This window comes from Micrococcoides hystricis, from assembly GCF_042434215.1.
GTDB lineage: Bacteria > Actinomycetota > Actinomycetes > Actinomycetales > Micrococcaceae > Micrococcoides > Micrococcoides hystricis.
Window position 1 is genome coordinate 154,403 of record NZ_JBHLUB010000030.1, and the last position, 22,457, is coordinate 176,859.

The following is a 22,457-nucleotide window of genomic DNA, read 5'->3' on the forward strand; positions in this document are numbered from 1 at the left end:
ACGTATGTCTCTGGTTTTCAACTTCGCCGCGCAATCCGATGTCGGAGCTTTGCGCACCAAAAACGACGATTCCGGTTATGCCGGCCGCAACCTTGCCGTTGTCGCTGACGGCATGGGCGGGCACGTCGGTGGCGATGTTGCCTCCTCCTCCACCGTGCTGGATCTAGTCCACCTAGACCTGCCGCAGATCGAGGACCCCCAGAACGCGCTGGCCGACGAGATCCAGACGGCCAACCACATCCTGAATGAGCTGGTGCACGCCAACCCCAAACTCTCCGGTATGGGCACCACCTGCACCGCGATCCTGCTCAACGAAGAAACCGTGCATCTGGCCCACGTGGGTGACTCCCGCGCCTACCGGCTCAAAGACGGCCAGTTCGAGCAGGTCACCCGCGACCACTCGTTCGTCCAGCGCCTGGTCGATGAAGGCCGGATCTCCGCAGATGACGCCGAACACCACCCGCAAAAGAACGTGCTAATGCGCGTGCTCGGTGACGTGGACGCCTCCCCGGAGCTAGACTGCACCTCCCACGAATCCGCGCACGGCGAGCGCTGGCTGCTCTGCTCCGACGGACTCAATGCCGTACTAGATGATGTGCAGATCGAGCACGCCATGCGCTCGGACAAGCCACTGGAAGATATCGTGGCCGAGCTCGTCCGCCTCACCTTGGCCGGCGGTGCACCCGACAATGTGACCGTGGTGCTTGTCGACGTGGTCGAGGCACCAGCGGACGCCGGGCACAACCCCCCGGTCGCCCCGCTGACGCAGGAAGACGAAGACCGGCTCAACTCTGAAGACGAACCCTCCGGCGCGCTGCTACGCCAGGAGCTCTCCACCCGGCCACACGCACTGGTCGGTGCCGCGAATCTGGCGACCCAAACGGGCAAAATCCCGATCGTGACTAAACGCTCGGTACAGAAACGCGCCGCGCAGATGCTCACCCACCACGAAGACGAGGCTCCGGTCGAGACTTTCGAACCGCCGCAGCGCCGCTCGTGGTTGCTCCCGACTTTCGTGGCCCTGCTGGCCGTCCTAGTGGCCGTCGTTTCCGCGCTAGGTTACGCCTGGACCCAGACCCAGTACTACGTGGGTGCGCAAGACGGCAAGGTGACCATTTTCAATGGGGTCGCCCAAACCATTGGTCCGGTCAGCTTGTCCCACGTGGACTCCCGCACTGACATCTCGATCGAGAACCTGCACGCCTACAACCGGCAGCGGGTCGAATCCGGGATCTCCGCCCGGGATCTGGATCATGCCCAGCAGATCGTCTCGCAGCTAGCCGAGTCGATCGTGGAGCCACCGGCCCAGAGCCCGTCGCCATCGCCGTCCCCGAGCCCGACGCCTTCGCCGAGCCCAACTTCCACGAAGAGCCCGAGCCCATCACCTTCACCGACCGGAACCAATACGACGAGCGGGGGTAATCGCTGATGACGGCACAAGCTACACCGGCCAAGAAGACCCCCACCAAGCGCAACCTCGAACTCTGGTTGCTCTTCATTGGTCTGGTCATCGCCATTGGCGCAGACTTCTTGACGACCATCTCCATGAAAGAGGAGATGGACACCGCGTTCTACTTGCAATCCATCGTGCTGGTCGCGGTGGCCCTGATGCTCCACATCGTGGTGCGTTCACGCCTGCCCTATGCGGACCCGTACCTGTTGCCCATTGTGGTGACGTTGAACGGGTTGGGGATCACCATGATCCACCGGCTCGACTTGGTCTCCGGGGACAGTGCTGCCACCCGACAATTGCTCTGGACCACGGTCGCGGCGCTGATCTGTGCCGCGTTGATCATTGCGGTGCGCGACTACCGGTTGCTCGATCGGTATACCTACCTGTTCTTGGTCATCTCCGCAGTGCTGCTTGTGTTGCCGCTGATCCCCGGTTTGGGCCGGGAAGAGTACGGCGCCAAGATCTGGATCAACCTGGGTTTTGCTACCTTCCAGCCCGGTGAGATCGCCAAGATCACGTTGGCGATTTTCTTCGCCAGTTACTTGGCGGCCAACCGGCACTTGATCTTGTTGGCCGGTAAGAAGGTCGGCAAGATTCAGCTACCACGCTTCCGAGATATGGCACCGATCATGATCGCGTGGCTGATCTCGATCGGCGTGCTGGTCATGCAGCGCGACCTTGGCTCCTCCATCCTGTTCTTCGGTCTGTTCTTGGCCATGCTCTATGTGGCTACCAACCGCTTCAGCTGGATCGCGATCGGCCTGGTGTTGGTTGCGATCGGTGGCGTGTTCGCGGCCCAGACTATGTCCCACGTGCAGCTGCGCATCGAGGCGTGGCTCAACGCCTTCGACCCGGAGGTATACAACCGCATGTACGGCGCCTCCCACCAGGTGGTGCAGGGCCTCTTCGGTCTGGCCTCGGGCGGGCTGAGCGGCACCGGACTCGGGGCTGGACGACCGGACCTAATCTCCGTGGCCAACTCGGACATGATCATCGCCGCCTTTGGTGAAGAGTTGGGCTTCATTGGGCTGACCGCCATCATCATGCTGTACGTCCTGTTTGTCACCCGCGCCATGCGCACCGCGCTCTCCGTTGGCGCTGACTTCGGCAAGCTGTTGGCCGCCGGTTTGGGTGCCGTCATCGCACTGCAGTGCTTCGTGGTGATCGGTGGTGTCACCCGCCTGATTCCGCTGACCGGTCTGACCACCCCGTTCTTGGCCGCAGGTGGTTCCTCGTTGCTGGCCAACTGGATCATCGTGGCGCTGCTGCTGATGATCTCCCACGCTGGTCGTCGCCCGGTCAAGGCCGGACTGGCGCCATCCACCGAAACCGCTGCCCAGCGTGAAGTCACCGCGAGCGGGGTGAAGTAACCATGTTTTTCTCTCGTCGCCAGAAAGTGGAAGATACCCGTTCCCCGATCGATAAGGCCATTGGCCGGACATGGCGCGGCACCATGGTGCTGTTCGTCGCCCTCTTTGCGGCCCTGAGTTACATTCAGGTGATCGGTGCACCGGAGCTGAACGCTAACAGCTGGAACTTCCGCACCATGTTCAAGCAGTTCGACTCCCCGCGCGGAGCCATTCTGGTCTCCGGGGACGCGATCGCCGAGTCTGTTCCTTCTGACGGTGAGTTCGACTACCAGCGTGTCTACCGTGACCCCATGCTTTACTCCGGGCTGACCGGGTTCTACTCGCTCTCCCACGGAACCTCCGGTCTGGAGGCGGCCATGAACGATGAGCTCTCCGGCCAGTCGGACGCCCAGTTCTTCGATCGGTTCTCCGAGCTGCTGACCGGTGACACCATGCAGGGTGCCCAGGTCGAGCTGACGATCAACAAGAACATTCAGCAGCTGGCCTATGACACCATCCCGAATGGTGTTCGTGGCACCGTGGTGGTGACCGAAGTGAAGACCGGCAACGTGGTGGCCATGGTTTCCAAGCCGAGCTATGACACCAACGAGTTGGCGGTCCAGTCCACGGCGAAGGCTCAGGAGAACATGAAGAAGATCATGGACATCCCGGGTCTGAGCCCTTACAACAACCGGGCCACCTCGGCGCTGATTGCGCCGGGCTCCACGTTCAAGATCATTGACACGGTGGCTGCCCTGGAGACCGGCGACTACGACAAGGACACCGAGCTGGAGAACCCGGACCGGATCCGACTGCCGGGCACTCAGACGACCGTGCCGAACTTCCACGGCGGTATCTGTTCGGGACGCCCGGAAGCACCGCTGTCGTTCGTGTTCGCCCAGTCTTGTAACACTCCGTTCATCCAGATGGCTCAAGATTTGGGTGACGAGAAGATCCGCAAGACTGCCGAGAACTTCGGTTTTGGTGAACAGTTCAAGATTCCACTGGATGTCACGGCCTCTTCCTTCCCGGCCGAACTGAACGGTGCCGAGCTGGGGTTGGCCTCCATTGGTCAGCATGACGTGAAGGTCACCCCGCTGCAGATGAACATGGTCGCCGCCGCGATCGCCAACGAGGGCAAGCTGATGAAGCCGAACCTCATCAAGGCGGTCCGTGGCAAGGACCTGAAGGTGCTGGACCAGCCGAAACCGAAGGAAATTCGTCGGGCCACCAGTGCCAAGGTCGCCGAGCAGGTCAAAGACCTCATGGTCGGTGTGGTGAACGATCGAGGAACCGGGTACCCGGCTGCCTCCAACCAGTTCACGATAGCGGCTAAGACCGGCACTGCGGAGTTGGGCGGAGACTCCTCAAACGTGAACTCGTGGATCACCGGTTTCGCCCCGGCCGATGACCCACAGTACGCTGTCACACTCGTTTTTGAAGACGTTCCTTACGAACGCGGGCATACCTTGACCAGTCCAAACCTGAAGAGAATATTGGAGGCGGTGGTGAAACCGTGAGGCCAGAAATCGGGACCACCCTAGGTGATCGGTACCAGCTCACAGAACGTATCGCGATTGGCGGTATGGGTGAAGTCTGGAAAGCACGAGACGAAATCCTTGGTCGGCTCGTGGCGATCAAGATCCTCAAAGAGGAGTACACCGGTGACTCGGCGTTCCTGCGCCGTTTCCGGGCGGAAGCACGCAACACGGCGCTGCTGAACCACCCCGGTATCGCCAACGTGTATGACTACGGTGAAGAAGGTGGCTCCGGCTACCTGGTTATGGAACTGGTGCCGGGTCAACCGCTCTCTGCCATTATTGAGCGCGAGAAGGTGCTCTCCCCGGATCGGACGCTGTCCATCATTGCTCAGACTGCGCGTGCTCTGGCCGCCGCGCACGCTCAGGGCTTGGTGCACCGCGACGTGAAGCCGGGCAACCTGCTCATCACCCCGCGCGGCAAGGTCAAAGTAACGGACTTCGGGATCGCTCGTCTGGCCGATCAGGTCCCGCTCACCGCCACCGGACAGGTCATGGGCACCGCCCAATACTTGGCTCCCGAACAGGCCACCGGGCAACAGGCCTCCGGCTCTTCGGACATCTACGCCTTGGGCATCATCGGGTACGAGTGCGTCGCTGGCCGCCGCCCGTTCACCGGTGAATCCCAGATCGCTATCGCGTTGGCACAGGTCAATGACCCGCCACCGCCGCTAGCCGAATCCATCCCGGCACCGGTTCGGGCACTGCTGATGAGCATGCTGGCGAAAGAACCGGACGAGCGTCCGGCTAACGCCACCAAGCTGGCCGAAGCCGCCGACGCCATCCGCAATCAGGATGTCGGCGCTGCCCAGCGTGCCGTGCCAGGCATGTTGAAGTTCATGCCAGCAGTGGGCGCCGCTACCGGACCGGCCACCGAAGTCGTGGACTTCCAGGGCATGACCGACACCCACCCCACCGAGGTCATCGGTACCGACGGTGACGGTGTGGGCACCGGAACCTCCACCTTGGACGCGGTCGACGCCGCAGAGTTCGAACAGGACCAGCCGCTAGGTGCCAGCCGCACGGTCGAGCAGGACGCCTTTGACGAGGTCATCGCACCAGCTTCCGGTGCCAGTGCTGCCGTGCGCTCCGAGGAGCGTAAAAGGGTCCACTATGCCCCGAAACGGCGTAAGTTCACCGGACCGCTGATCGCGCTTCTGCTGTTGATCGCGTTCGTCGTGCTCGGCGCCTGGCTGATCCCGAACTTGATCGGAGGCTCGGACGAGGAAAGCCCGTCACCGTCCGTCACGGAATCTCCGACGGAAACAGAATCACCGACTGAATCTCCTACCGAGACAGAGTCGCCCACTGAATCCGAGACTGCTGAAGAAACCATCACCGTATCTGCGAACGACTTTATCGGCCAAAACGTGACCGCTGCTCGTGCGACTCTTGAAGCTCGAGGTCTCAGAGTGACTGTGGATAGTCAGGAATCTGATGAGCCTGAAAATCAAGTCATCGCAATTTCTCCTAGCGGGGAAGTCGCCAAGGGCGAGCTAATCACCCTGACTGTTTCGTCTGGTCCTGCTCAAGTGACCGTTCCAGGTGGAATTATCGGTCTGACTGAGAATGAAGCCATTAGACGAATTCAGTCGGTCGGGCTTTCACCTGCAAAGGCTGGAACCCGCAATTCTTCTCACCCAGCTGGAACAGTTCTTAGTGTGAGCCCAAGCGCAGGAACACAGGTCGAGCCAGGGTCCACTGTGAGTTATGTCGTAGCCGCCGAAACCGAACCTGATAATCAACCCACCAATTCTCCGACACCCGCACCAAGTCCAACCGAGGAAACAGGCTCGACTGGTGACGGTACCGGGTCCCCTTAAAGGTGTGATCAACCTTGCCTAAATCCCGTGTTTTGAACAACCGCTACCAGATCGATGAGCTCATCGGCCGTGGCGGGATGGCTGACGTGTACAAGGGGCTGGATCAGCTCCTGCACCGTCCGGTTGCCGTCAAGATGCTCCGCACCGAGCTGGCACGGGATCCGCAGTTCCAGGCGCGCTTCCGTCGGGAAGCCAAGTCGTCTGCCTCCTTGAACCATCCGTCCATCGTGGCGGTCTATGACACCGGCACCGAGACCATGCAGGACAACGAACTGCACACGGTCGAATGCCCGTTCATCGTCATGGAATACCTGCAAGGCCAAACCCTGCGTGACCTACTTGATGGTGGCCCACTGCCGCTTGAAGACGCGGTCACCTACACCTGCGGTGTGCTGGAAGCACTGGCGTACGCGCACGAAAAAGAGATCGTGCACCGGGACATCAAGCCTTCCAACGTAATGGTCTGCGACAACGGGGACGTCAAGGTCATGGACTTTGGCATTGCCCGGGCGTTGGCCGACTCCGGTGCGACCATGACCCAGACCTCGGCCGTGGTCGGCACCGCCCAATACCTCTCCCCGGAGCAGGCCCGCGGCGATGACGTGGACACCCGCTCGGACCTCTACTCGGCTGGCTGCCTGCTCTTTGAGCTGCTGACCGGCCGGCCACCGTTCGTGGGTGACTCCCCCGTGGCCGTGGCCTACCAGCACGTCTCGGAGAAGATGCCCACCGCATCCGGGCTCAACCCCAAGGTCACCGATCAGCTCGATGCCGTTCTCGAAAAGGCCATGGCCAAGGACCGGGAGAAACGGTTCCAGACCGCCGACGAGTTTGCAGAGGCACTGATTAGCGCCCACAAGGGTACCTACGCCGCCGCAGCCGCCACGGACGGCGACGACCAAGACGATGACGCTGCCACCCAGGCTTTTAGTCCGGTCGGCGCCGCCGGCATCGCCGGAGCTGCAGGAGCTGCCGGTATCCCGGCCGCCATGGCTGCATCCGCCGAATACCCCGCCACCCCGGATGAGCCGGAGGATGACGTCGATGAGACGCCGCACGGCTACGAACCCGTGGCCTACGCCGAACCTGAAAGCCAGCAGCGAAGCCGCTTTGGCCGCATCATGGCCGGCACCTTGCTCGGACTGGCCCTGCTGTTCGGTCTTGGTTTGGGCGGGTACTTCCTGATCGACTTCCTGAACGAACAGCGTGCCGCCGCGGCTCGGATTGAGATCCCAGATGTGGAGAACAAGCCGCAGAACGAGGCGCAGAACATCCTTATGGACGCCGGTTTCCGGCCGAACGTGAAGGAAGAGTTCGACGATGAGATCAAGGCCGGCTTGGCGATCGGTACCGCTCCGGCGGCTGGCGACACCTTGCCGACCAACTCGGAGATCTCCCTGCTGATCTCGAAGGGTCCAGAACAGGTCACCATCCCCAAGGACCTAGAAGGCAAGTCTGAGGCCACCGTCCGGGACAAGTTGAATGAACTTGGCCTAACTGTTGAGAACGTGGACCAAGTCGACTCGGCCACCGTGGCCCGTGACCGGTTAATGTCCACCAACCCTGCCTTGGGCTCCAAGGTCAAAGTTGGCTCATCGGTGGACCTGACCCTGTCCTCTGGTCAGGTGAAGGTTCCGTCCGTAGTCGGCTTGAGCCTTGAAGATGCCACCAAGAAGTTGGAAGCCAAAGACGTTGGCCTGAACGTGGAAGCCAAATACAACGAGACCGATGAAGCGGTTCCGGGTACGGTCTACGAACAGGACAAGACAGCCGGAGACTCCGTGGATCAAGGTTCGACCGTGACGGTCACTATTGCGGTGGCTCCACCGAAGCCAACCCCAACGCCGAGCCCGTCGCCTACGGACGACGATGACGATGATGACGACGAGTCAGAGTCGCCTTCACCGTCGCCAAGCGAGTCGAAGAAAAAGAAGAAAAAGAACGACGACTAGTGCGCTAGCGCAGTGGCAGGTACAGCCCGATCGTCGAATCCGTGAACGGGTTGTACTGGTTCAGCCACGGGAACACCCACGTCATCAATGCGTAGACGACAGCGGCCAGCAGGATCAAAGTCTGAATGATGCGCAGCCACAGTGGGCCGGGCAGATGGCGGAAGATCCAAGCGTACATCTGTAAAGCTCTCCTCGTTGTGGCTTAGAGCCCGGACTGGGCTGCGTTGACGGTCTTCTCGACGACTTCTTTGATCTCCGCCGGTGGGCCGTCGGAGGCCGGACGCTCATCAACCAACTTAGCGTGGGTGATCATCCGCTCCAGGGTCGTGTACGGCGGGTGACAGGTTGTCAGTGTCAGCCAGGATTCATCGGGCTGCTGGTTCGGATCGAACGGGTTGGCCGCAATGACTTCGGACTGGTTGGGCTGGACCACCTTGATGACTTCAACTTCATAGGTGTAGTACTTCTGCAGGGTCTGCACGTATACCTTGTCCCCGTCTTGGAACTTGTCCATGTTCCAGAGCACGGCCCCGTGCGTCTGACGGTGACCGGCGATCGCGAAGTTGCCGACCTCACCGGGCCACTGGCTTTCGGTGTACCGGCCCAGACCGACCGTGTTCAGGACCTCGTCCGTGGTGCCTTCAGAGATCGGGACAGCGTAGTTCTCGCCCAGTCGCGGGGCATACATGACACCGAAGACTTCGCCCTCACCGAGTTTGAGCTCACCGGTGAGTTCCTGTTCCTTGGTCTCGGTGAAGAGCTCCTGGGTGGCGACCTTCTGGGCCTTCTCAGCATCAAAGTTGGTCCACCACAGTTCCCAGACGACAAAGAGCAGCAATAGCACGCCCAAGGTCATCAGGATCTCGCCGATAAAGCCGATGATGGCGGCGAACCAGTTTCGTTTGCGTCGCGACACTCTTCGTCCCGTTCTTCGTTAGAATGGTCTCTGTCTTAGTAATTTACCAGTGAGGTTGATCCGTGCCTGTATCGCGACCACGCAAAGGTGCCCAGCAGAAACGCCAGCGAACTGACGCAGCTGAACGCCGGGCCGTCGAAGCCGAGTTCGGCATGCAGGAACCGTTGCCCCTCTGGTACAAGATCATCATGTTCGGTCTGATGATCATTGGGTTGCTCTGGATCATTGTCTATTACATCGCCCAAGGCACCCTACCAGTCGCTGCGGCAGGCGGCTGGAACATCGTCATTGGATTCGGTTTCGTCCTGATCGGATTCCTCATGACCATGCGCTGGCGGTAGCCAACAAAACTCTCAGTTTTGCTGTAGCCCGGGCCACATGGCTCGGGCTTTTTCGTGCTCGAACAGGGGTTTCCCACTGTGCGTAAAGTCTGTGGACAACTCTGGGGAGAAGTAGCGATGTTCGAAGTGATCTTCGAGAATCTTCGAATCAGAACTCTCAAACAAGTCGTGTGTAGAAAGATATCCCCAAGTTATCCACAGGTCGTGGATAACTTGGGGTTTCTGTGTCGATATGGGTCCAGATCGTTGAAATCACGCTGGTCTCGGGTTTTCAACGGATCCCCAACTTACATGTTTGTAAGTAATCCACAGTGTGGATAACCGGTGTGCATAACTCTGAAAACAATTAAGTGAATTACATGCGTGTAGTTATCAACACTGTGGATAACTCTGGGGATAACAGACCACTATCGTGTGGATGTTCGACTGTTCGGACTTTTCGGTAACAACAACGGCGTGAGGACAAGTCCTACGACGAGCCCGCCAAGATGGCCTTCCCAAGAGATACCCGGCAGGGTGAAGCTGATGACGAGGTTGATCGCCAAGATAACCGCCAAGGGCACTAACGGGATCTGTGCGCGGCGGGATACCCAGATGAGTCCACCGAAGATGCCGTAGATAGCACCGGATGCACCGACGACCGGTGTCATGGGGTCGGTGATGAGGAGTACCGCTAGCCCAGCACCAATGAGGGAGGCGAAATACAGCAAGGAGAACTTCGCTGATCCAATCGCCGATTCCATGGGTCTACCGATCCAGTACAGGGAGAGCATGTTGAGCAGAATGTGCGTGAACCCGGTTGGTGAGTGCACGAAGCCGTGCGTGATCAACCGCCATGGTTTTTCGAAACCGTAGGCTCCGGCGTACCACATGTCTGCCGTTAGCTGTGGGTAAGCCCGCTGCCCCAGATAGAAAAGGATGTTGACCACTAGCAGGGTCAAGACAACCGGGGTCCCCTTCAGGAAGGCTCGGCGTCGTTGCTGGCGGTACATGGCCCGTGCTGGCGCCATGCATTGGGGGCATTGGACACCAACTGGAGCCTGGGTAGAGCAGGCTTGGCACACCGGTTCGCCGCAGCGCTGACAACGAATGGTCGTGGTGATGTACGGGTGGTTCTTGCAGGGCTGGCCGATGCCTTGTCCTGATTGCTGTCCGTAGCGAGGTTGACCGTATTGCGGTTGTCCGTAGCGGGGTTCCTCGTGGCTTGGTTCCCCATAGCGTGGCTGCTCTGGTTCGTGCCCTTGACCGTAGCGTGGGGTGTTTTCTGGCCCAGAATTGGACTGACCGCCCTGATCGGGGTCGATCGGGCGGTCAGGCTCGGGCTCAGGCGGGTTATGACCTGAGGTGTTCATGGCTTAGGCTTCGGTGACCTCGATGGAAGAAATGGACACGTCTTCCAGTGGCTTGTCCCGCATGTCGGTGGCGACGGCGTTCAGCTGGTCGACGACCTTCTTGGAGTCCTCATCGGCAACCTCACCGAAGATGGTGTGCTTGCCCTGCAACCAGGTGGTTGGCACGGAGGTGATGAAGAACTGGGAGCCGTTGGTGCCGCGGCCGAACTGGATGCCGGCGTTGGCCATGGCCAGCTTGTATGGTTCGGTGAAGTCGAGTTCTGGGTGGATTTCATCGTCGAACTGGTAGCCCGGTCCGCCGATGCCCTGACCCAGCGGGTCGCCGCCCTGGATCATGAAGTCCTTGATGATGCGGTGGAAGATGGTCCCGTTGTACAGCGGGGTGCCCGTCTTCTCTTCGCCGCTGGCCGGGTCCTGCCAGGTCTTCTCGCCGGTGGCGAGGCCAACGAAGTTCTCGACGGTCTTCGGGGCGTGGTGGCCAAACAGGTTGACCTTGATGTCACCCAAGTTGGTGTGAATCGTAGCGATATGAGTTGGAATTGCAGTCATGGTTCTATTCTGACACCCCGGGGCTCGGATGGTGGAAACTGCGGCTGAATTTGGCGGAAAATGCGCTGAGAGCGTGAGTTTTTTTCCGCCTCATAGCTTGGCTTGCTAAAAACTACTACTCTGGAGATGAACAACGACAAACACGTAGGTTCGCTAGAGACATCCGGCAACCTTGGGAGGTATGCATGAAGAAGTCGAAAAAAGCCCAACGAGTGCTCCACGATGTAGAAGGCACGGTTCTCTCGGGCGTGGACGCAGCACTGGAGTGGATCGAGCCCAAGGTTGAGCAGGCCGCTCACGTCATTCAGGATGGCGTCCAGAAGGCCAAGCCGGTTGTTCAGGAGCAGATGCACAAGCTGCAGCCATACCTCGATGATGCGCAGAAGCGCGCCGAACAGACCCGCGAGCGCGTGGCCAAGGAGTACGTCCCGGCTGCACAGTCCAAGCTCGGCGAGGCCGCATCAGTTGCCGCCGACCGGATCCACGACGCCGAGGTCCCGGCCTTCGTTGACACCGCCGTCACCAAGGTCACCGGGGACAAGAAGGCCGTGAAGCGGGCGCAGAAGGCTGCCGAGGCCGCGATGAAGAACGCGGCCAAGGAACTGAAGAAGGCGCAGCGCGCCAAGAACCGTAAGAAGGGCCTGCTGGTCTTCGCTGCACTGGCCGCAGCCGCGACCGCCGGCGTTGCCGTCTGGCGCGCGTCCCGCCCGGTCGAGGATCCATGGAAGACCCCGGCTCCGCTAACCCCAGCAAAACCTGTCACCCCGAAAGCACCAGTGGCCGGCCCTAGCGCCGTCACCCCTGCCCCGGCAGATGTGAAGAAGGCCGAGGACGAGCTTCCGAAGCCGAAGCCAACCACGCCGAAAAACTAATCTAAAAGTATCTAAGCGGATAGAGCCCGTCGCATCAGCACAGTTGCTTCCTGCGACGGGCTGTGTCGTGCCAAGTCCGCGTGTCCTCGCCAGAGTCAGCTGTCGTGACTCCAAATGGCGGGAGGTTAGCTAGTGGCTACCATGAGTCGGTGGTGAGCATAGCCGTCCCATTCGGTGCTGGCTCATCAACGACATCTTTTCGGTCTGTTTTCTAGCCAGCTCGCTGATGAGTCTCCATGGAAGATGTTTTCGCAGATCTTACTGCGACTTCGCCGATCCGTGATGGCGAGGGCCTCGTTAGCGGCGGCCTGTACCGAAGCAGTCTCAGCCCCTAAAGCCTCAGCAATCCACAGCAACCCCTCAGGGTGCAGAAGCCTGTTGTAGGTCAACTTAGCCGAACGATTCGCTGTAGCCCGAGTGAAGCCACCGGATCCATCTGTCACCTGTGACCTAAACCAGACGCTCATGTGTTCTCGTTGTGACGACCACCAACGCCCCTTCTTCTGAGGGTCAGCTTGTTCGACCGCGTCTGAGATTGGCATATGTGGCGGGAGCGTCTCCAGTAGGTGGGCAAACTGCTCCACGTCGAAATCGACCTCGTCCATGGCTGGCTCACTCATATTGTGAGAACTCTTTTTCTCGATTCTTACACCGATGGACATCAATATATGACCAAATGGTCTGTTAGCATGACAACCCATCTTGGAGGGAAACGCCTATTCAAAATTGGACGGCGTCACGCGTTCACTACAGGATGTGCTGCTGTGCCTCATCATGTACCACTCGCAAACAACAGGCGAAAATCCTCGATAGTTTGTCGCTAACCATCTCCTTCCTCTTTCGCGGCGACAATCATGTGTGCCAACACTTCAAGGAACAGCTCTAAGTTGCTTGGGTCGGCCGTAATCGTTTCAAAAACTTCTTGGGACTCGGATGCGGCTTGCACTATCGCTCCCAGCCCCTTGGTCTTAAAGGTTTCAGTCCCGGCAACCTGGGAAGGATCATTCTCTCGTGCAAGAGCTTGAACTGTTTCGTCACCGACCAAAATTCCGTAGCTTGCACGGATCGCTGACACCGCCGCATCTACCGGACCCTCAAAGCCTCGGGCCGCCATAAGCTGGTTTACTTGATCGACGGCCTCTTCAAAGGCGGCCTGTACAGGTGAACTCTCTCCGACAGGTCGACCATCGAACCCGGGAAGCTCCAGTTTTCCTTCGATCTGTTCCGCTGCCAGTCCAAAATCGGCACCGGCTTGGACTGGTTCAACGGCCACACCGACTAGCTCGATTCCGACAGTGTAGTCATCATCATCGTCTTGGCGTTCAAGGTTGAGGTTCTTCGACAGCAGACCGGCGACAATGGCCCGCTTGTGCAGCAGCGCGTCTTGGAAGTCCACGATCTGGCTCAGGAACTCCCAGGCATGGGTGTACTTGATGAGGTTAGCCCGGAAGGACTTACCGGTCTCGTAGGCCTCCTTGTCCTTCTTCAAGCGGGCATCGCGCATGTGGTCGTTCCACCGGGCGCGGATCGGGGACACCAGACCCTGCAGGGTCTCCGCGTCTTCACGCGCGATGTAGGCGTCGGCAAGTTTATCGAGCTCATCCGGGGTATAGAACGCGGCTGCATCTAGGACGTCACCCAGATCCGTCAGGGCGTTGGCAGGGATCTCGTCCTCGATGTGGGCGTCCCGGTAGTAGGGCTTGAAAGCCTCCAGGATTGCCTCGGGTTCGTTGATGAAGTCGACGACCATCGGCTTGGGCTTGTCCGGGAACACGCGGTTCAGGCGGGACAAGGTCTGCACAGCCTGCACGCCAGAGAGCTTACGGTCCACGTACATGGCACACAGGCGTGGCTCATCAAACCCGGTCTGGAACTTGTTCGCCACGATGAGCACCTTGGCCTCGTCATGCTCCCGGAAGTGCAGCGCGGTATCGCGCACACCATTCATGGACGCCTCGGTGACCTCCATGGCGCCTTCGCCTTCGCCGTAGGTCAGCGACCCGGAGAAGGCCACCAGGGTGGTCATGTCGTCGTAGCCACGTTTGGCGATGTACTCGTTCATCTTGTGTGACCAAGTCGCAGCCGACATGCGGTCGGCTGCCACCACCATGGCCTTGGCGGTGCCGTCCAGGTGGTGCATGACGTTACGACGGAAATGCTCGACGGTGACCTCCACCTTCTGAGCAATCGACGTCGGGTGCAGGCGCACGAAGCGGACCATGTCGGAGACCGCTTCACCGAAGTTGACCGTCTCCTCCCTACCCAACGCATCACGGATGCTGGCGAACATCTGATAGGTGGAGTAATTGGCCAGTACATCGAGGATGAAGCCCTCCTCGATGGCCTGGCTCATCTGGTAAGTGTCGAATGCTACGCGGCGGTTGGGGTTGTTCGGGTCCACGGCACCGTACGCGGCCAGGGTCTTCGCCTTCGGGGTGGCCGTCAGCGCGATGAAACTCAGGTTCGGGGAGTTGGCCACCGCCTTGTCCATGGCCAGCAGGACATCATCAGCGGAGATGTCCTCGTCCTCGGGCATGTCGACGTCCACGAGGATCTCGCGCAGTCGGGTGGCGGCCTCACCGTGCTGGGAGGAATGGGCCTCATCCATGATCACGCAGTAGTTGCGTCCGGCCAGCGCAGGAGACTTCTCCATCATCTTCGCTAGGGCGGGGAAGGTCTGGATAGTGCAGGAGATGATGTGCCCGCCCCGGGACAATGCTGCCTCGAGAGTTTTTGACTTGGATCCGAATTCGCTGTCGACGTTGACCACCAATCCCTCGGAGGCGCGCAGCAGGTCTAGGCTCTCCTTGATGTTGTCGTCGAGGACGGTGCGGTCGGTGACCACGATGACCGAGTCGAACACCGGCTTGCCGGCAGCGTCGATGAAACGGCCCGCCCGGTGGGCCAACCATGCAATCGTCTTGGTCTTACCGGAGCCGGCGGAGTGCTGGATCAGGTAGCGCCCACCCGCACCGCGATGTGCGATGTCGTCGATGACCTTCTCGGTGGCCCGCAGCTGGTGGTAGCGAGGGAAGATCAACCGACCCTTGTTGCCCTTCGACGACGGCTCCCACAGGGCGTAGTCGCGCAGAATACGCAGGAACAACTCCGGCTCAAAGACCTCCTCCCACAGATACGAGGTGTCGGAGCCGCGCGGGTTCGAGGGGTTGCCGGCATGACCGTCGTTGCCCTGGTTGAAGGGCAGGAAGAAGGTGTCCAAGCCCGCCAGCACGGTGGTCATGTAGACCTCCTGGTTGGACACGGCGAAGTGCACCAGTGCCCGGCCAGGCTTGAGCAGGGGCCGGTTCTTGGTCGGCTTGCGGTCCTGCTTGTACTGCTTGACGGCATCGCGCACGGCCTGGGTGTTGTCGGTTTTGAGCTCCATGGTGACCACCGGAATGCCGTTGACCGTGAGCACCAAGTCGAGAGTGTCAGTGCCGGTGACGTCGAAGGGCACCTGACGCAGGACACGCAGCCGGTTCTTCTGCGCGTCCTCGATGGCGTTCGTGTACAGCGGGTTTTCAGGATGGAATGCCACCATCGGGCCAAAGGTGGCATTCATCTGGCCACGCTGGGCATGGGCGAAACCGTTACGCAGGGTACCGAGCAGCCCGTGCTGGACCTTCTTGGTCCGATTGTTGAGGATCGGTGCCTTGTCCAGCATCTCCGTCAGCCGGTCAAGCAGCTTGGCGACGTAAGCCTTCCGCTGGATACCGGTCAGAGACTCCGGTACCGCCTTGACGAACTCCTCCGGGTACTGGGTCTCCAGCCAGTGCAAGACGTCAGGAACATACAGCGCCCGAGCCTTGTCCCAGCCGGCACTGCTGCCTGTGTCAGTCAGCCAACCCGACTGGCTCAAGTGCTCAACGATGGCGTCCTCGAACGCCTGCTCCATGGTGGACTGGATACCCATGATCAGACCTGCTTTCGACCGGTGACGACTTCAGTGATGAGAACAGAGCGACGCTTCAGAAGAAGATCACGAAGCTTGGTGGACTCGGAGATGAGGGAGCCGACTTCCTCATGCAAATTAGCGAGTCGCCCGCTGATCTCTTCTTGAGTGCTGTTGTCTGGTACTGGGAGTTTGAGATTGGCAATCATCGGCATTCTCACTGAATCAACTGTTGACTTCGCCCCGCCGTACCGAATCACGTCAGGGAAAGCAGACTTGAACATCCAATAGAAGTACTCGGGCGAGATCCTCCTGAAATTATGCATGACGTATACACGCTGATGGGCTTTGAATTTCCCCGATGCGAGATGGAAAATCTTACCGACGCCAGCACCGTCTCCACTGGTGAGGACTGCGTCGCAGTCAAATTCGTAGTCGCCAGACCGTTGAATCGTGTCGGACCTGACGTAAAACGGATATTCTCCATCTTCCTGAGCATCTTGCGTATCGCCACTGCCCGTCGTGATGTCGACCAAAAACTTCGTTTGAATAAGTTGCCGCTCCTCTGAGAGCGTAGTGAATATCTCCCGAGCTGTGGACTCCAGTTTCACATTCAGCAGCTCCACGTACCTGTCCAGGTCAGCGACGGCAGCGTCGATCTTGGCGGTCTCGCGATCCAGGTAGTCAGCGATGCGCTGCTGATCCATCATTGATGGAAAAGGAACTCGTACTTGGCGAATCTTGGATGGAGTTATCAGAGGTTGTGCTGTTGATGTATTGAGATCTTTCAACTTTGAAGAAAGGAGCACATAGTACATCCAACCTCTATGAGCTTGCTCATTAAGGTCAACGACAAGAACATTGTCTGAAGCAAAAGAACTTGGGGGAGCCACATTGATTTCGCCACACGCACCTACACGGCCGATCAATATTGACTCTCTCTGGATGTTTGGTTCCAGCGAAGTGCTGCCGATAACCCCATTGGCACCATAAACAGGTGTGGGGAGAGAATCATCTTTGGAGAAAGAGTCTCCCGATGTGTTCTCGCCACTTCTTAATCGAGCGAGAACACCTAGAGGGGCACGTCTATACAGAGTGTTCGGCATGGCGGCATCACCTTCCCTCCTCATTCTTTCACTTCCTGGAAACGAGCGCGGATCGACTCCAGCACGCTCTCGATCTCGGCGTCGATCTCCTCCAGCGAGAGCAGCTCCTCTGGCTGGTAGAAGAGCCTGGTCATAGGTATCTCGTAGCCGATCTTGGCCTCGTTCAGGTCCCAGACCAGGTCCGGGGCGAACGGCAGCACCTCACGCCGCATGTGTTCGTCGATGTCCTCTGTGAGCGGGATGCGCTCGGTGATCCTGGAGGCGGTGTCGATGACCTTGTTGCCCTTGCGGTCCACGGCCTCCGGGGCCTCGGCATCTTCGACGGCGAGTGTGTTCATGATGTGGTCGATAAGACCCGCGCCCATCTTGAGGCCAGCGGACTTGGCCTGCTGGCGCAGGTGGTCCGGCAGGTCGTTCCAGGCCACGCCGGCACAACTGCGGATCACTGCCTCATGGCCGGTGAGTGACTGCTTATGCTCCATCGCTGCTGCCACCGTGTCCTCAGCGACCGACACCGAGTAGCGCTTGACCCGGTACATGGGCACATCTACAAAGCCCAGCTCCTCAGGGCTGACGACCTTCGAGTACTCCGGATCAGCGTCCTCGAAGTCCTGGTAGAGACCCAGGATGAACTCGCGGTCCTGGTCGGAGAACTCACGGCGCTTGGCACCCATGCTCTTGCGCATGGGTGAGAAGATGCTGCTGGCGTCGATGAGCTGGATCTTGCCGTCACGCCTAGGTTCTTTGTTCTTGTCCAGGATCCACACGTAGGTGGCGATGCCGGTGTTGTAGAACATGTCGGTCGGCAGCGCGATGATGGCGTCGATGAGGTTGCCGTTGATCAGCCAGTTGCGGATCTGATCAGGCCCGGACTCCGGCCCGCCGGTGAACAGCGGCGAGCCGTTGGTGACCACGCCGGCACGACCACCGTTGGTGGTGCCGTGTTCGCGCTCCTTAAGCTTGTGCACCACATGGCAAAGGAATAGCATCTGTCCGTCAGAGACCGGCGGCAGGCCGTGACTGAAACGGGAGCCCTCGATCTTGGCCTCCCGCTCAACAGCATCCTTGGAACGCTTCCAGTCACTGCCGTAGGGAGGGTTGGACAGGACGTAGTCGAAGAGCTCACCCTCGTAACGGTCATCGGCGAGAGTATCACCGTCACGGATGGCGTCCGGTGAGATGCCTGAGACAATGAGGTCGGATTTACCCAGTGCCAGAGACTCGGCCATCATTTCCTGGCCGTAGACGGACACCTCGATGTTCGGGTTAAGTTCCTCCATGGCCCGCTTGGCGACCAGCAGCATGCCGCCGGTGCCGGCGGCCGGGTCGTACACGGTACGCGCGGGTGCCTTGCCGTAGAGGCCGTCATCATCACTTGACAGCAGCACGTCTACCATCAAGCGGATGGCGTCACGCGGGGTGTAGAACTCACCAGCGACCTGTCCGTTCTCGGAGAAGGACCGGTACATGAGGTTCTCGAAGAGATCCGCCATTGCGTTCTCACCAAGCCCGTTATCAGAAAGGTCTATGCCCGCAAAGTGCTTGACCACGCCCCACAGAACATTGTTCTCCTCAAGTTTGGTCAGTATCTCTGGAAACTTGAAAGCACTCCAAACTTCCCGAACATTCTCAGAGAAGGCATCCAAGTAGGTCATCATGCCCTGTTTGACATGGTCATCGCTTCCACCAATAGCACTCAGTGTTAAAGGGGAGGAATTGTAGAAAGAAAGACCATGACTGGACCGGATGAGAGCCGGCCACATGCCCTCAGGAAACTTGGTGTTCTTGATCGTCTGCAGTACATCGTCTTTGGTAGGTGCTAGCAGGCATTCAAGTCGCGCAGCACGGTGAAGGGAAGGATGTAATCACCGTAGTTCTGGCGCGGTACAACACCACGTAGGTAGGTGTCTGCAGTCTGCCAAACAGCCTGGTAGAGCGAAGTGGAGGAAACCATGAAAGTTTTATGTTCCTGTTCTTTGTTCAATAGGGAGAAGTGCTTTGTTCTATATTCATCATGCCCGCATACGTTTTACAGTGCGGATGAAAGGTCATGGTGAAGGGCTTCACGATCTCCACCATGATCTGTTCAACAGGGATTATTTGATTTTGATGACCCCGCTGGTGACGCCATCGACAAGAGCATCTCGGGCTGTTGAGGCTGCATCAAGGAGTTCCTGGGCCGCAGCCTGTAATTGCCGAACAGTATCGAACTGAGTAACCAGCTGCTGCTGATCATTCATCGAGAGAGACGCTATTTGCAGATCTTCTAAGCGGACGCGCTGGATAGCTGCACCCATGGCCTGTCTACGATTGACCGAACTGACCAGCATTTCCGCTAAGTATTCTGGCAAGAAGCGATCATCTTGAAGACGCAACACATGCAAAGTTGGACTGAGTACGAGCTGTCCTCCCTCGTCATCAACCCGCGCAGCCAGCCCTCCAGTATTCTGAAGTACTACATCACCTGGTTCGGTGATGAGCGGCTCCCCTGTCAGAGATTCCGGATCAACTTTTTGCTGAACGCCGCTCTTTCCATGGATCCATGCACCATCAATTACGGGCAGGCCATTTTCAGCTTCATCAGCATCACTCCGGCGTGACCGGTTTCGCAAGACTTTCACGCTGCCAGCCTTGACCAGATCCGAAACGGAGCCCAGAGTCGGCGTATGGGGTGCTGGCACAAGTGCAACTGGATCAAGGGTTACTGTATCGAGGACGCGTGTAGTCTCGTGTAGGGCTTCGAGGTCTGCAATAACAGACTCTAGGCTGACAGAATCGTCCTGGTAGGCGATCCAACGTTGCGGAGTCAGGATGCTTTCCTTCTCCAAGATGTCACTGACAGTAAAGATCCCCGCGTGTTTTTCTGCGGGCTCTTTTCCTTCAGTGCGCCATTCACGCAAAGTCTTAGCGATTGCTTCAGGATCGAGCTGTTCCTGATCGGTGCGATCGATGAGGAGTACTTTATCCGGGTCCGCGACTTCTCCGGGACGCGCCAGTACCCATAGGTCCACGGGGATTTTGGTGCGCCCGGCAACCCCCGCGGGGAGGGAAACGACTGCTTCGATGGTGCCGCTCTTGAGCATATTCGCACGTATATCAGCTGAGCCTCGCATATAGGACGACCCACTAGGTTGAATCACGAAAGCGCGTCCGTTCGAGCCTAAATACCAAATGGCTAGCTGCAGCCACGCTGTGTCGATCGTAGACCGGGGCGGAGTCCCATAGGGCAGCCTGTGATCTAGGGCCAACTGGTCGTGATCCCGGTAGGACATGGCATACGGTGGGTCAACGACGACAACTTGAGCACAACTAGGATCAAAATAGTCCGTAGAAAAGACGTCACCCAGTTCGAGGTGAACATTGTTTTGGCCCGAAACTAACGCATGCTGTAAAGCTTGGCGATAAACGTTGGGTAGCATTTCCTGGCCAGTCAGATGCTTACGATCATCACCGTGGTTTCCAACCGCGAATAATAGTCGTCCAGAACCAACGGCAGGATCGTGCACCGACCCCGGAATGTCCTTGGAAACGGCAACCAGCACATCGATCAAATCTTGGCTCGTGGAATAGTCATCGTACCCACGGTGTAAAGACTGCGTCACACGGTCTTGAAAGGCCATATAGATCTGACCTAATTCTTCAGCCTTGAAGCTGTTGATCGTGTTGAGGGTAAATTTGAGCGCATTGGCGGTGGTCCCGTCAGGGCGCCCGACTAATCCGTCAAGTTGTGCAAGAAGATCTTCAAATACCGTCCGATATTTGTCTTCACGCTTCTCTTGATATTCACGCACGCTTGTCTGGACCGCAGCGGCCAGGTCTTCGTCGTCAGAATGCTGGAACAGGGCAGGCCACTGCGCCGCCTCGGATAGGTTGCCAGCGAACCTCGGTGAAGTCGGATCAGACACGGCTCTCCACACTAAGAAAGCGCTAACCATCCCGGCAGCCTCTTCAACAGAGGTCAGGGGTCTCCATTGACTCATCAGGTTCCACAAGACGCTATCTGCGGACAACTCTTGGATTTTCTTGCCATGTAATTTTAGCCAAGCGCGGACCGCATCTGCGTCGAAACGTCGACTGGATCCACTGCCGCTAACGGGCCCAGGGAAATCATCGTGTCGACTACGCCAGTTACTGACAGTAGATAGACCGACACCGGCCATCTGAGCAATATCGCTTGGAGTGAGTGTGACAGTATTTTTCATGCTGCCTCCTTCCGTTGAGCAACCATGACATTCATTTCGTGGGCAGTAGAAAACATGAGCCCCTTCAAATCCGGTCCAGCAGCAAGTCGCATCTGCTTGGATAGGCCTGTTGGAGGAGCGATCACCAGGACTTTCACACCGAGCGCCTTCAGTGCTGCGACAGTGGAAGCGAAGATGTGATCACCAGAGGCAATCACAACACGTTCAAACCGATTTGCCACCCAATGAATGTCTTCGACGGTTTCAAGGAGTGCAATATCGGCTCCGTTAATCCCTTCACCCAACAGTCGCTTGGCTGAACCTTTCCACCCCAGCCAGACAACCTCGGCCCTGGACGGACCGCAGGCGATCACCGTCTGGGCACTTTCGTTGAGTGCAGCGGTCATCTCGATTCGCCGCTGCAAACGTGCCACTTCAGCGTGTCGCAATTCTGACCCGCAGGTCATATTTTCAATATCTACCAAGCAAAGCGTCCGCACTTGGGGGTCTAGGTCTAGGTCGGTTTCGGGAGTCTCTGGAACTTCAATCGAAGGCAAAGCTTGTAAATGTTTTATTCTCATACGAATAAGCTTACAGTTGATTCACAGCCATGTCAAGGTGTGAATCAACTTCACACACTCTTTTTTATAAGATCCCTTCCAATTCTCCTCTTTCATTATGTTTATTGAGAAGCGACACCGGGGAAGAAGTCTTGGGAAATCTCGACAATCGTGTAAGTCCAGGAAGCCTAGAGACCTACGTTGTAGTGATTAATCGGTCCTGATAATTTTTCGCCGTTGAAAAACTACTTGTGGTTATGAAGATTCCCCTGTCTGCCGTTCCTCCAATAGCTCCGCCGTAAGGCTGTACGACCGGTCTTTGGACCGAGGTATCCGGCGCGTATCTCCTAGCCTGAGCATAAACTCCACTGAGTCCAGCACATCTTGATCGATGACCCCGTCAATGCCGGGTTGGGCACCTGTTCAGCTCTTTTGGGAAAACGTTCTCATCTGCACTACGTAGACCAGGAAACCACGCTATAAGGATGCCGATTATCGATCGTGGCTACTATCGGAGACATCAAGAATCTGGATTTGATTATTAGCAAGCGGATGGATGCGCCTCGCGGTGGG

Annotated in this window: 17 protein-coding genes and 1 pseudogene; 7 read left to right on the forward strand and 11 right to left on the reverse strand. The window is 58.3% G+C overall.

Annotation, left to right across the window (positions count from 1 at the left end):
- Positions 1 to 4: 4 nt before the first annotated feature.
- The 5 genes from ACFFFR_RS08750 to pknB are packed head-to-tail and all read left to right on the forward strand — an operon-like array spanning position 5 to position 8,115.
- Positions 5 to 1,429, forward strand: coding sequence for a PP2C family protein-serine/threonine phosphatase (locus tag ACFFFR_RS08750; RefSeq protein ID WP_377459645.1), 1,425 nt, complete (start codon positions 5 to 7; stop codon positions 1,427 to 1,429).
- The gene (locus tag ACFFFR_RS08755) at positions 1,429 to 2,823 is read left to right on the forward strand and encodes an FtsW/RodA/SpoVE family cell cycle protein (RefSeq protein WP_377459647.1); all 1,395 of its coding nucleotides are present in this window, start codon (positions 1,429 to 1,431) and stop codon (positions 2,821 to 2,823) included. The genes ACFFFR_RS08750 and ACFFFR_RS08755 overlap by 1 nt, the downstream gene beginning before the upstream one ends.
- A 2-nt stretch (positions 2,824 to 2,825) precedes the next feature.
- Positions 2,826 to 4,322: a peptidoglycan D,D-transpeptidase FtsI family protein gene (locus ACFFFR_RS08760; RefSeq protein WP_377459649.1), complete on the forward strand. Its 1,497-nt coding sequence runs from the start codon at positions 2,826 to 2,828 to the stop codon at positions 4,320 to 4,322.
- Positions 4,319 to 6,163, forward strand: coding sequence for a protein kinase domain-containing protein (locus tag ACFFFR_RS08765; protein ID WP_377459651.1), 1,845 nt, complete (start codon positions 4,319 to 4,321; stop codon positions 6,161 to 6,163). Before ACFFFR_RS08760 ends, ACFFFR_RS08765 begins: the two co-directional genes overlap by 4 nt.
- Positions 6,164 to 6,177: 14 nt before the next feature.
- A complete protein-coding gene (gene pknB / locus ACFFFR_RS08770) occupies positions 6,178 to 8,115 on the forward strand; it encodes a Stk1 family PASTA domain-containing Ser/Thr kinase (RefSeq protein ID WP_377459653.1) in 1,938 nt (645 codons plus the stop codon).
- A gap of 4 nt (positions 8,116 to 8,119) precedes the next feature.
- Here the strand turns inward: pknB and ACFFFR_RS08775 are convergent, their stop codons facing one another.
- Positions 8,120 to 8,293, reverse strand: a complete 174-nt coding sequence (locus ACFFFR_RS08775) for a hypothetical protein (protein WP_377459655.1) — start codon at positions 8,291 to 8,293, stop codon at positions 8,120 to 8,122.
- Between the two features lie 24 nt (positions 8,294 to 8,317).
- The gene (locus tag ACFFFR_RS08780; protein ID WP_377459657.1) at positions 8,318 to 9,031 is read right to left on the reverse strand and encodes a class E sortase; all 714 of its coding nucleotides are present in this window, start codon (positions 9,029 to 9,031) and stop codon (positions 8,318 to 8,320) included.
- Positions 9,032 to 9,093: 62 nt separating this feature from the next.
- On the opposite strand from ACFFFR_RS08780, the gene ACFFFR_RS08785 reads away from it, so the two are divergent.
- Positions 9,094 to 9,372, forward strand: a complete 279-nt coding sequence (locus ACFFFR_RS08785; protein WP_377459659.1) for a cell division protein CrgA — start codon at positions 9,094 to 9,096, stop codon at positions 9,370 to 9,372.
- A 407-nt stretch (positions 9,373 to 9,779) separates the two neighbouring features.
- On the opposite strand, the gene ACFFFR_RS08790 is transcribed toward ACFFFR_RS08785, so the two are convergent.
- Both ACFFFR_RS08790 and ACFFFR_RS08795 read right to left on the reverse strand, forming a co-directional pair.
- Positions 9,780 to 10,724, reverse strand: coding sequence for a rhomboid family intramembrane serine protease (locus ACFFFR_RS08790; RefSeq protein ID WP_377459661.1), 945 nt, complete (start codon positions 10,722 to 10,724; stop codon positions 9,780 to 9,782).
- Positions 10,725 to 10,727: 3 nt separating this feature from the next.
- Entirely contained in the window at positions 10,728 to 11,273 is a 546-nt protein-coding gene (locus ACFFFR_RS08795; RefSeq protein WP_377459663.1) for a peptidylprolyl isomerase, read from the reverse strand.
- Between the two features lie 185 nt (positions 11,274 to 11,458).
- Between ACFFFR_RS08795 and ACFFFR_RS08800 the strand changes: the two genes are divergently transcribed.
- Entirely contained in the window at positions 11,459 to 12,145 is a 687-nt protein-coding gene (locus ACFFFR_RS08800; protein WP_377459665.1) for a hypothetical protein, read from the forward strand.
- Positions 12,146 to 12,965: 820 nt separating this feature from the next.
- Here ACFFFR_RS08800 and ACFFFR_RS08805 read toward each other — a convergent pair.
- The 7 genes and pseudogenes from ACFFFR_RS08805 to ACFFFR_RS08835 all read right to left on the reverse strand — a co-directional run.
- Entirely contained in the window at positions 12,966 to 16,058 is a 3,093-nt protein-coding gene (locus ACFFFR_RS08805) for a type I restriction endonuclease subunit R (protein WP_377459667.1), read from the reverse strand.
- Positions 16,059 to 16,060: 2 nt separating this feature from the next.
- Positions 16,061 to 17,143 (reverse strand): restriction endonuclease subunit S, encoded by a 1,083-nt coding sequence (locus tag ACFFFR_RS08810; protein WP_377459669.1) that lies wholly within the window; start codon positions 17,141 to 17,143, stop codon positions 16,061 to 16,063.
- A 20-nt stretch (positions 17,144 to 17,163) separates the two neighbouring features.
- Positions 17,164 to 18,969: an HsdM family class I SAM-dependent methyltransferase gene (locus tag ACFFFR_RS08815; protein ID WP_377459782.1), complete on the reverse strand. Its 1,806-nt coding sequence runs from the start codon at positions 18,967 to 18,969 to the stop codon at positions 17,164 to 17,166.
- Positions 18,963 to 19,127 carry a hypothetical protein gene (locus tag ACFFFR_RS08820; RefSeq protein WP_377459671.1) on the reverse strand — a complete coding sequence of 55 codons (165 nt, stop codon included), beginning with the start codon at positions 19,125 to 19,127 and terminating at the stop codon, positions 18,963 to 18,965. The genes ACFFFR_RS08815 and ACFFFR_RS08820 overlap by 7 nt, the downstream gene beginning before the upstream one ends.
- A 112-nt stretch (positions 19,128 to 19,239) precedes the next feature.
- The gene (locus ACFFFR_RS08825; RefSeq protein ID WP_377459673.1) at positions 19,240 to 21,345 is read right to left on the reverse strand and encodes an N-6 DNA methylase; all 2,106 of its coding nucleotides are present in this window, start codon (positions 21,343 to 21,345) and stop codon (positions 19,240 to 19,242) included.
- Positions 21,342 to 21,905 carry an NYN domain-containing protein gene (locus tag ACFFFR_RS08830; RefSeq protein ID WP_377459675.1) on the reverse strand — a complete coding sequence of 188 codons (564 nt, stop codon included), beginning with the start codon at positions 21,903 to 21,905 and terminating at the stop codon, positions 21,342 to 21,344. The genes ACFFFR_RS08825 and ACFFFR_RS08830 overlap by 4 nt, the downstream gene beginning before the upstream one ends.
- Before the next feature lie 175 nt (positions 21,906 to 22,080).
- A pseudogene (locus ACFFFR_RS08835) lies at positions 22,081 to 22,200 on the reverse strand (hypothetical protein); the annotation flags it as partial.
- Positions 22,201 to 22,457: the final 257 nt, after the last annotated feature.

Bases quoted from the DNA above. Each gene is read 5' to 3' on its own strand.
- ACFFFR_RS08760 (WP_377459649.1), top strand. From the start codon at position 2,826: ATGTTTTTCTCTCGTCGCCAGAAAGTGGAAGATACCCGTTCCCCGATC.
- ACFFFR_RS08830 (WP_377459675.1), bottom strand. From the start codon at position 21,905: ATGAGAATAAAACATTTACAAGCTTTGCCTTCGATTGAAGTTCCAGAG.
- ACFFFR_RS08795 (WP_377459663.1), bottom strand. From the start codon at position 11,273: ATGACTGCAATTCCAACTCATATCGCTACGATTCACACCAACTTGGGT.
- ACFFFR_RS08810 (WP_377459669.1), bottom strand. From the start codon at position 17,143: ATGCCGAACACTCTGTATAGACGTGCCCCTCTAGGTGTTCTCGCTCGA.
- ACFFFR_RS08825 (WP_377459673.1), bottom strand. From the start codon at position 21,345: ATGAAAAATACTGTCACACTCACTCCAAGCGATATTGCTCAGATGGCC.
- ACFFFR_RS08775 (WP_377459655.1), bottom strand. From the start codon at position 8,293: ATGTACGCTTGGATCTTCCGCCATCTGCCCGGCCCACTGTGGCTGCGC.
- ACFFFR_RS08805 (WP_377459667.1), bottom strand. From the start codon at position 16,058: ATGGGTATCCAGTCCACCATGGAGCAGGCGTTCGAGGACGCCATCGTT.
- ACFFFR_RS08750 (WP_377459645.1), top strand. From the start codon at position 5: ATGTCTCTGGTTTTCAACTTCGCCGCGCAATCCGATGTCGGAGCTTTG.
- ACFFFR_RS08800 (WP_377459665.1), top strand. From the start codon at position 11,459: ATGAAGAAGTCGAAAAAAGCCCAACGAGTGCTCCACGATGTAGAAGGC.
- ACFFFR_RS08755 (WP_377459647.1), top strand. From the start codon at position 1,429: ATGACGGCACAAGCTACACCGGCCAAGAAGACCCCCACCAAGCGCAAC.
- ACFFFR_RS08790 (WP_377459661.1), bottom strand. From the start codon at position 10,724: ATGAACACCTCAGGTCATAACCCGCCTGAGCCCGAGCCTGACCGCCCG.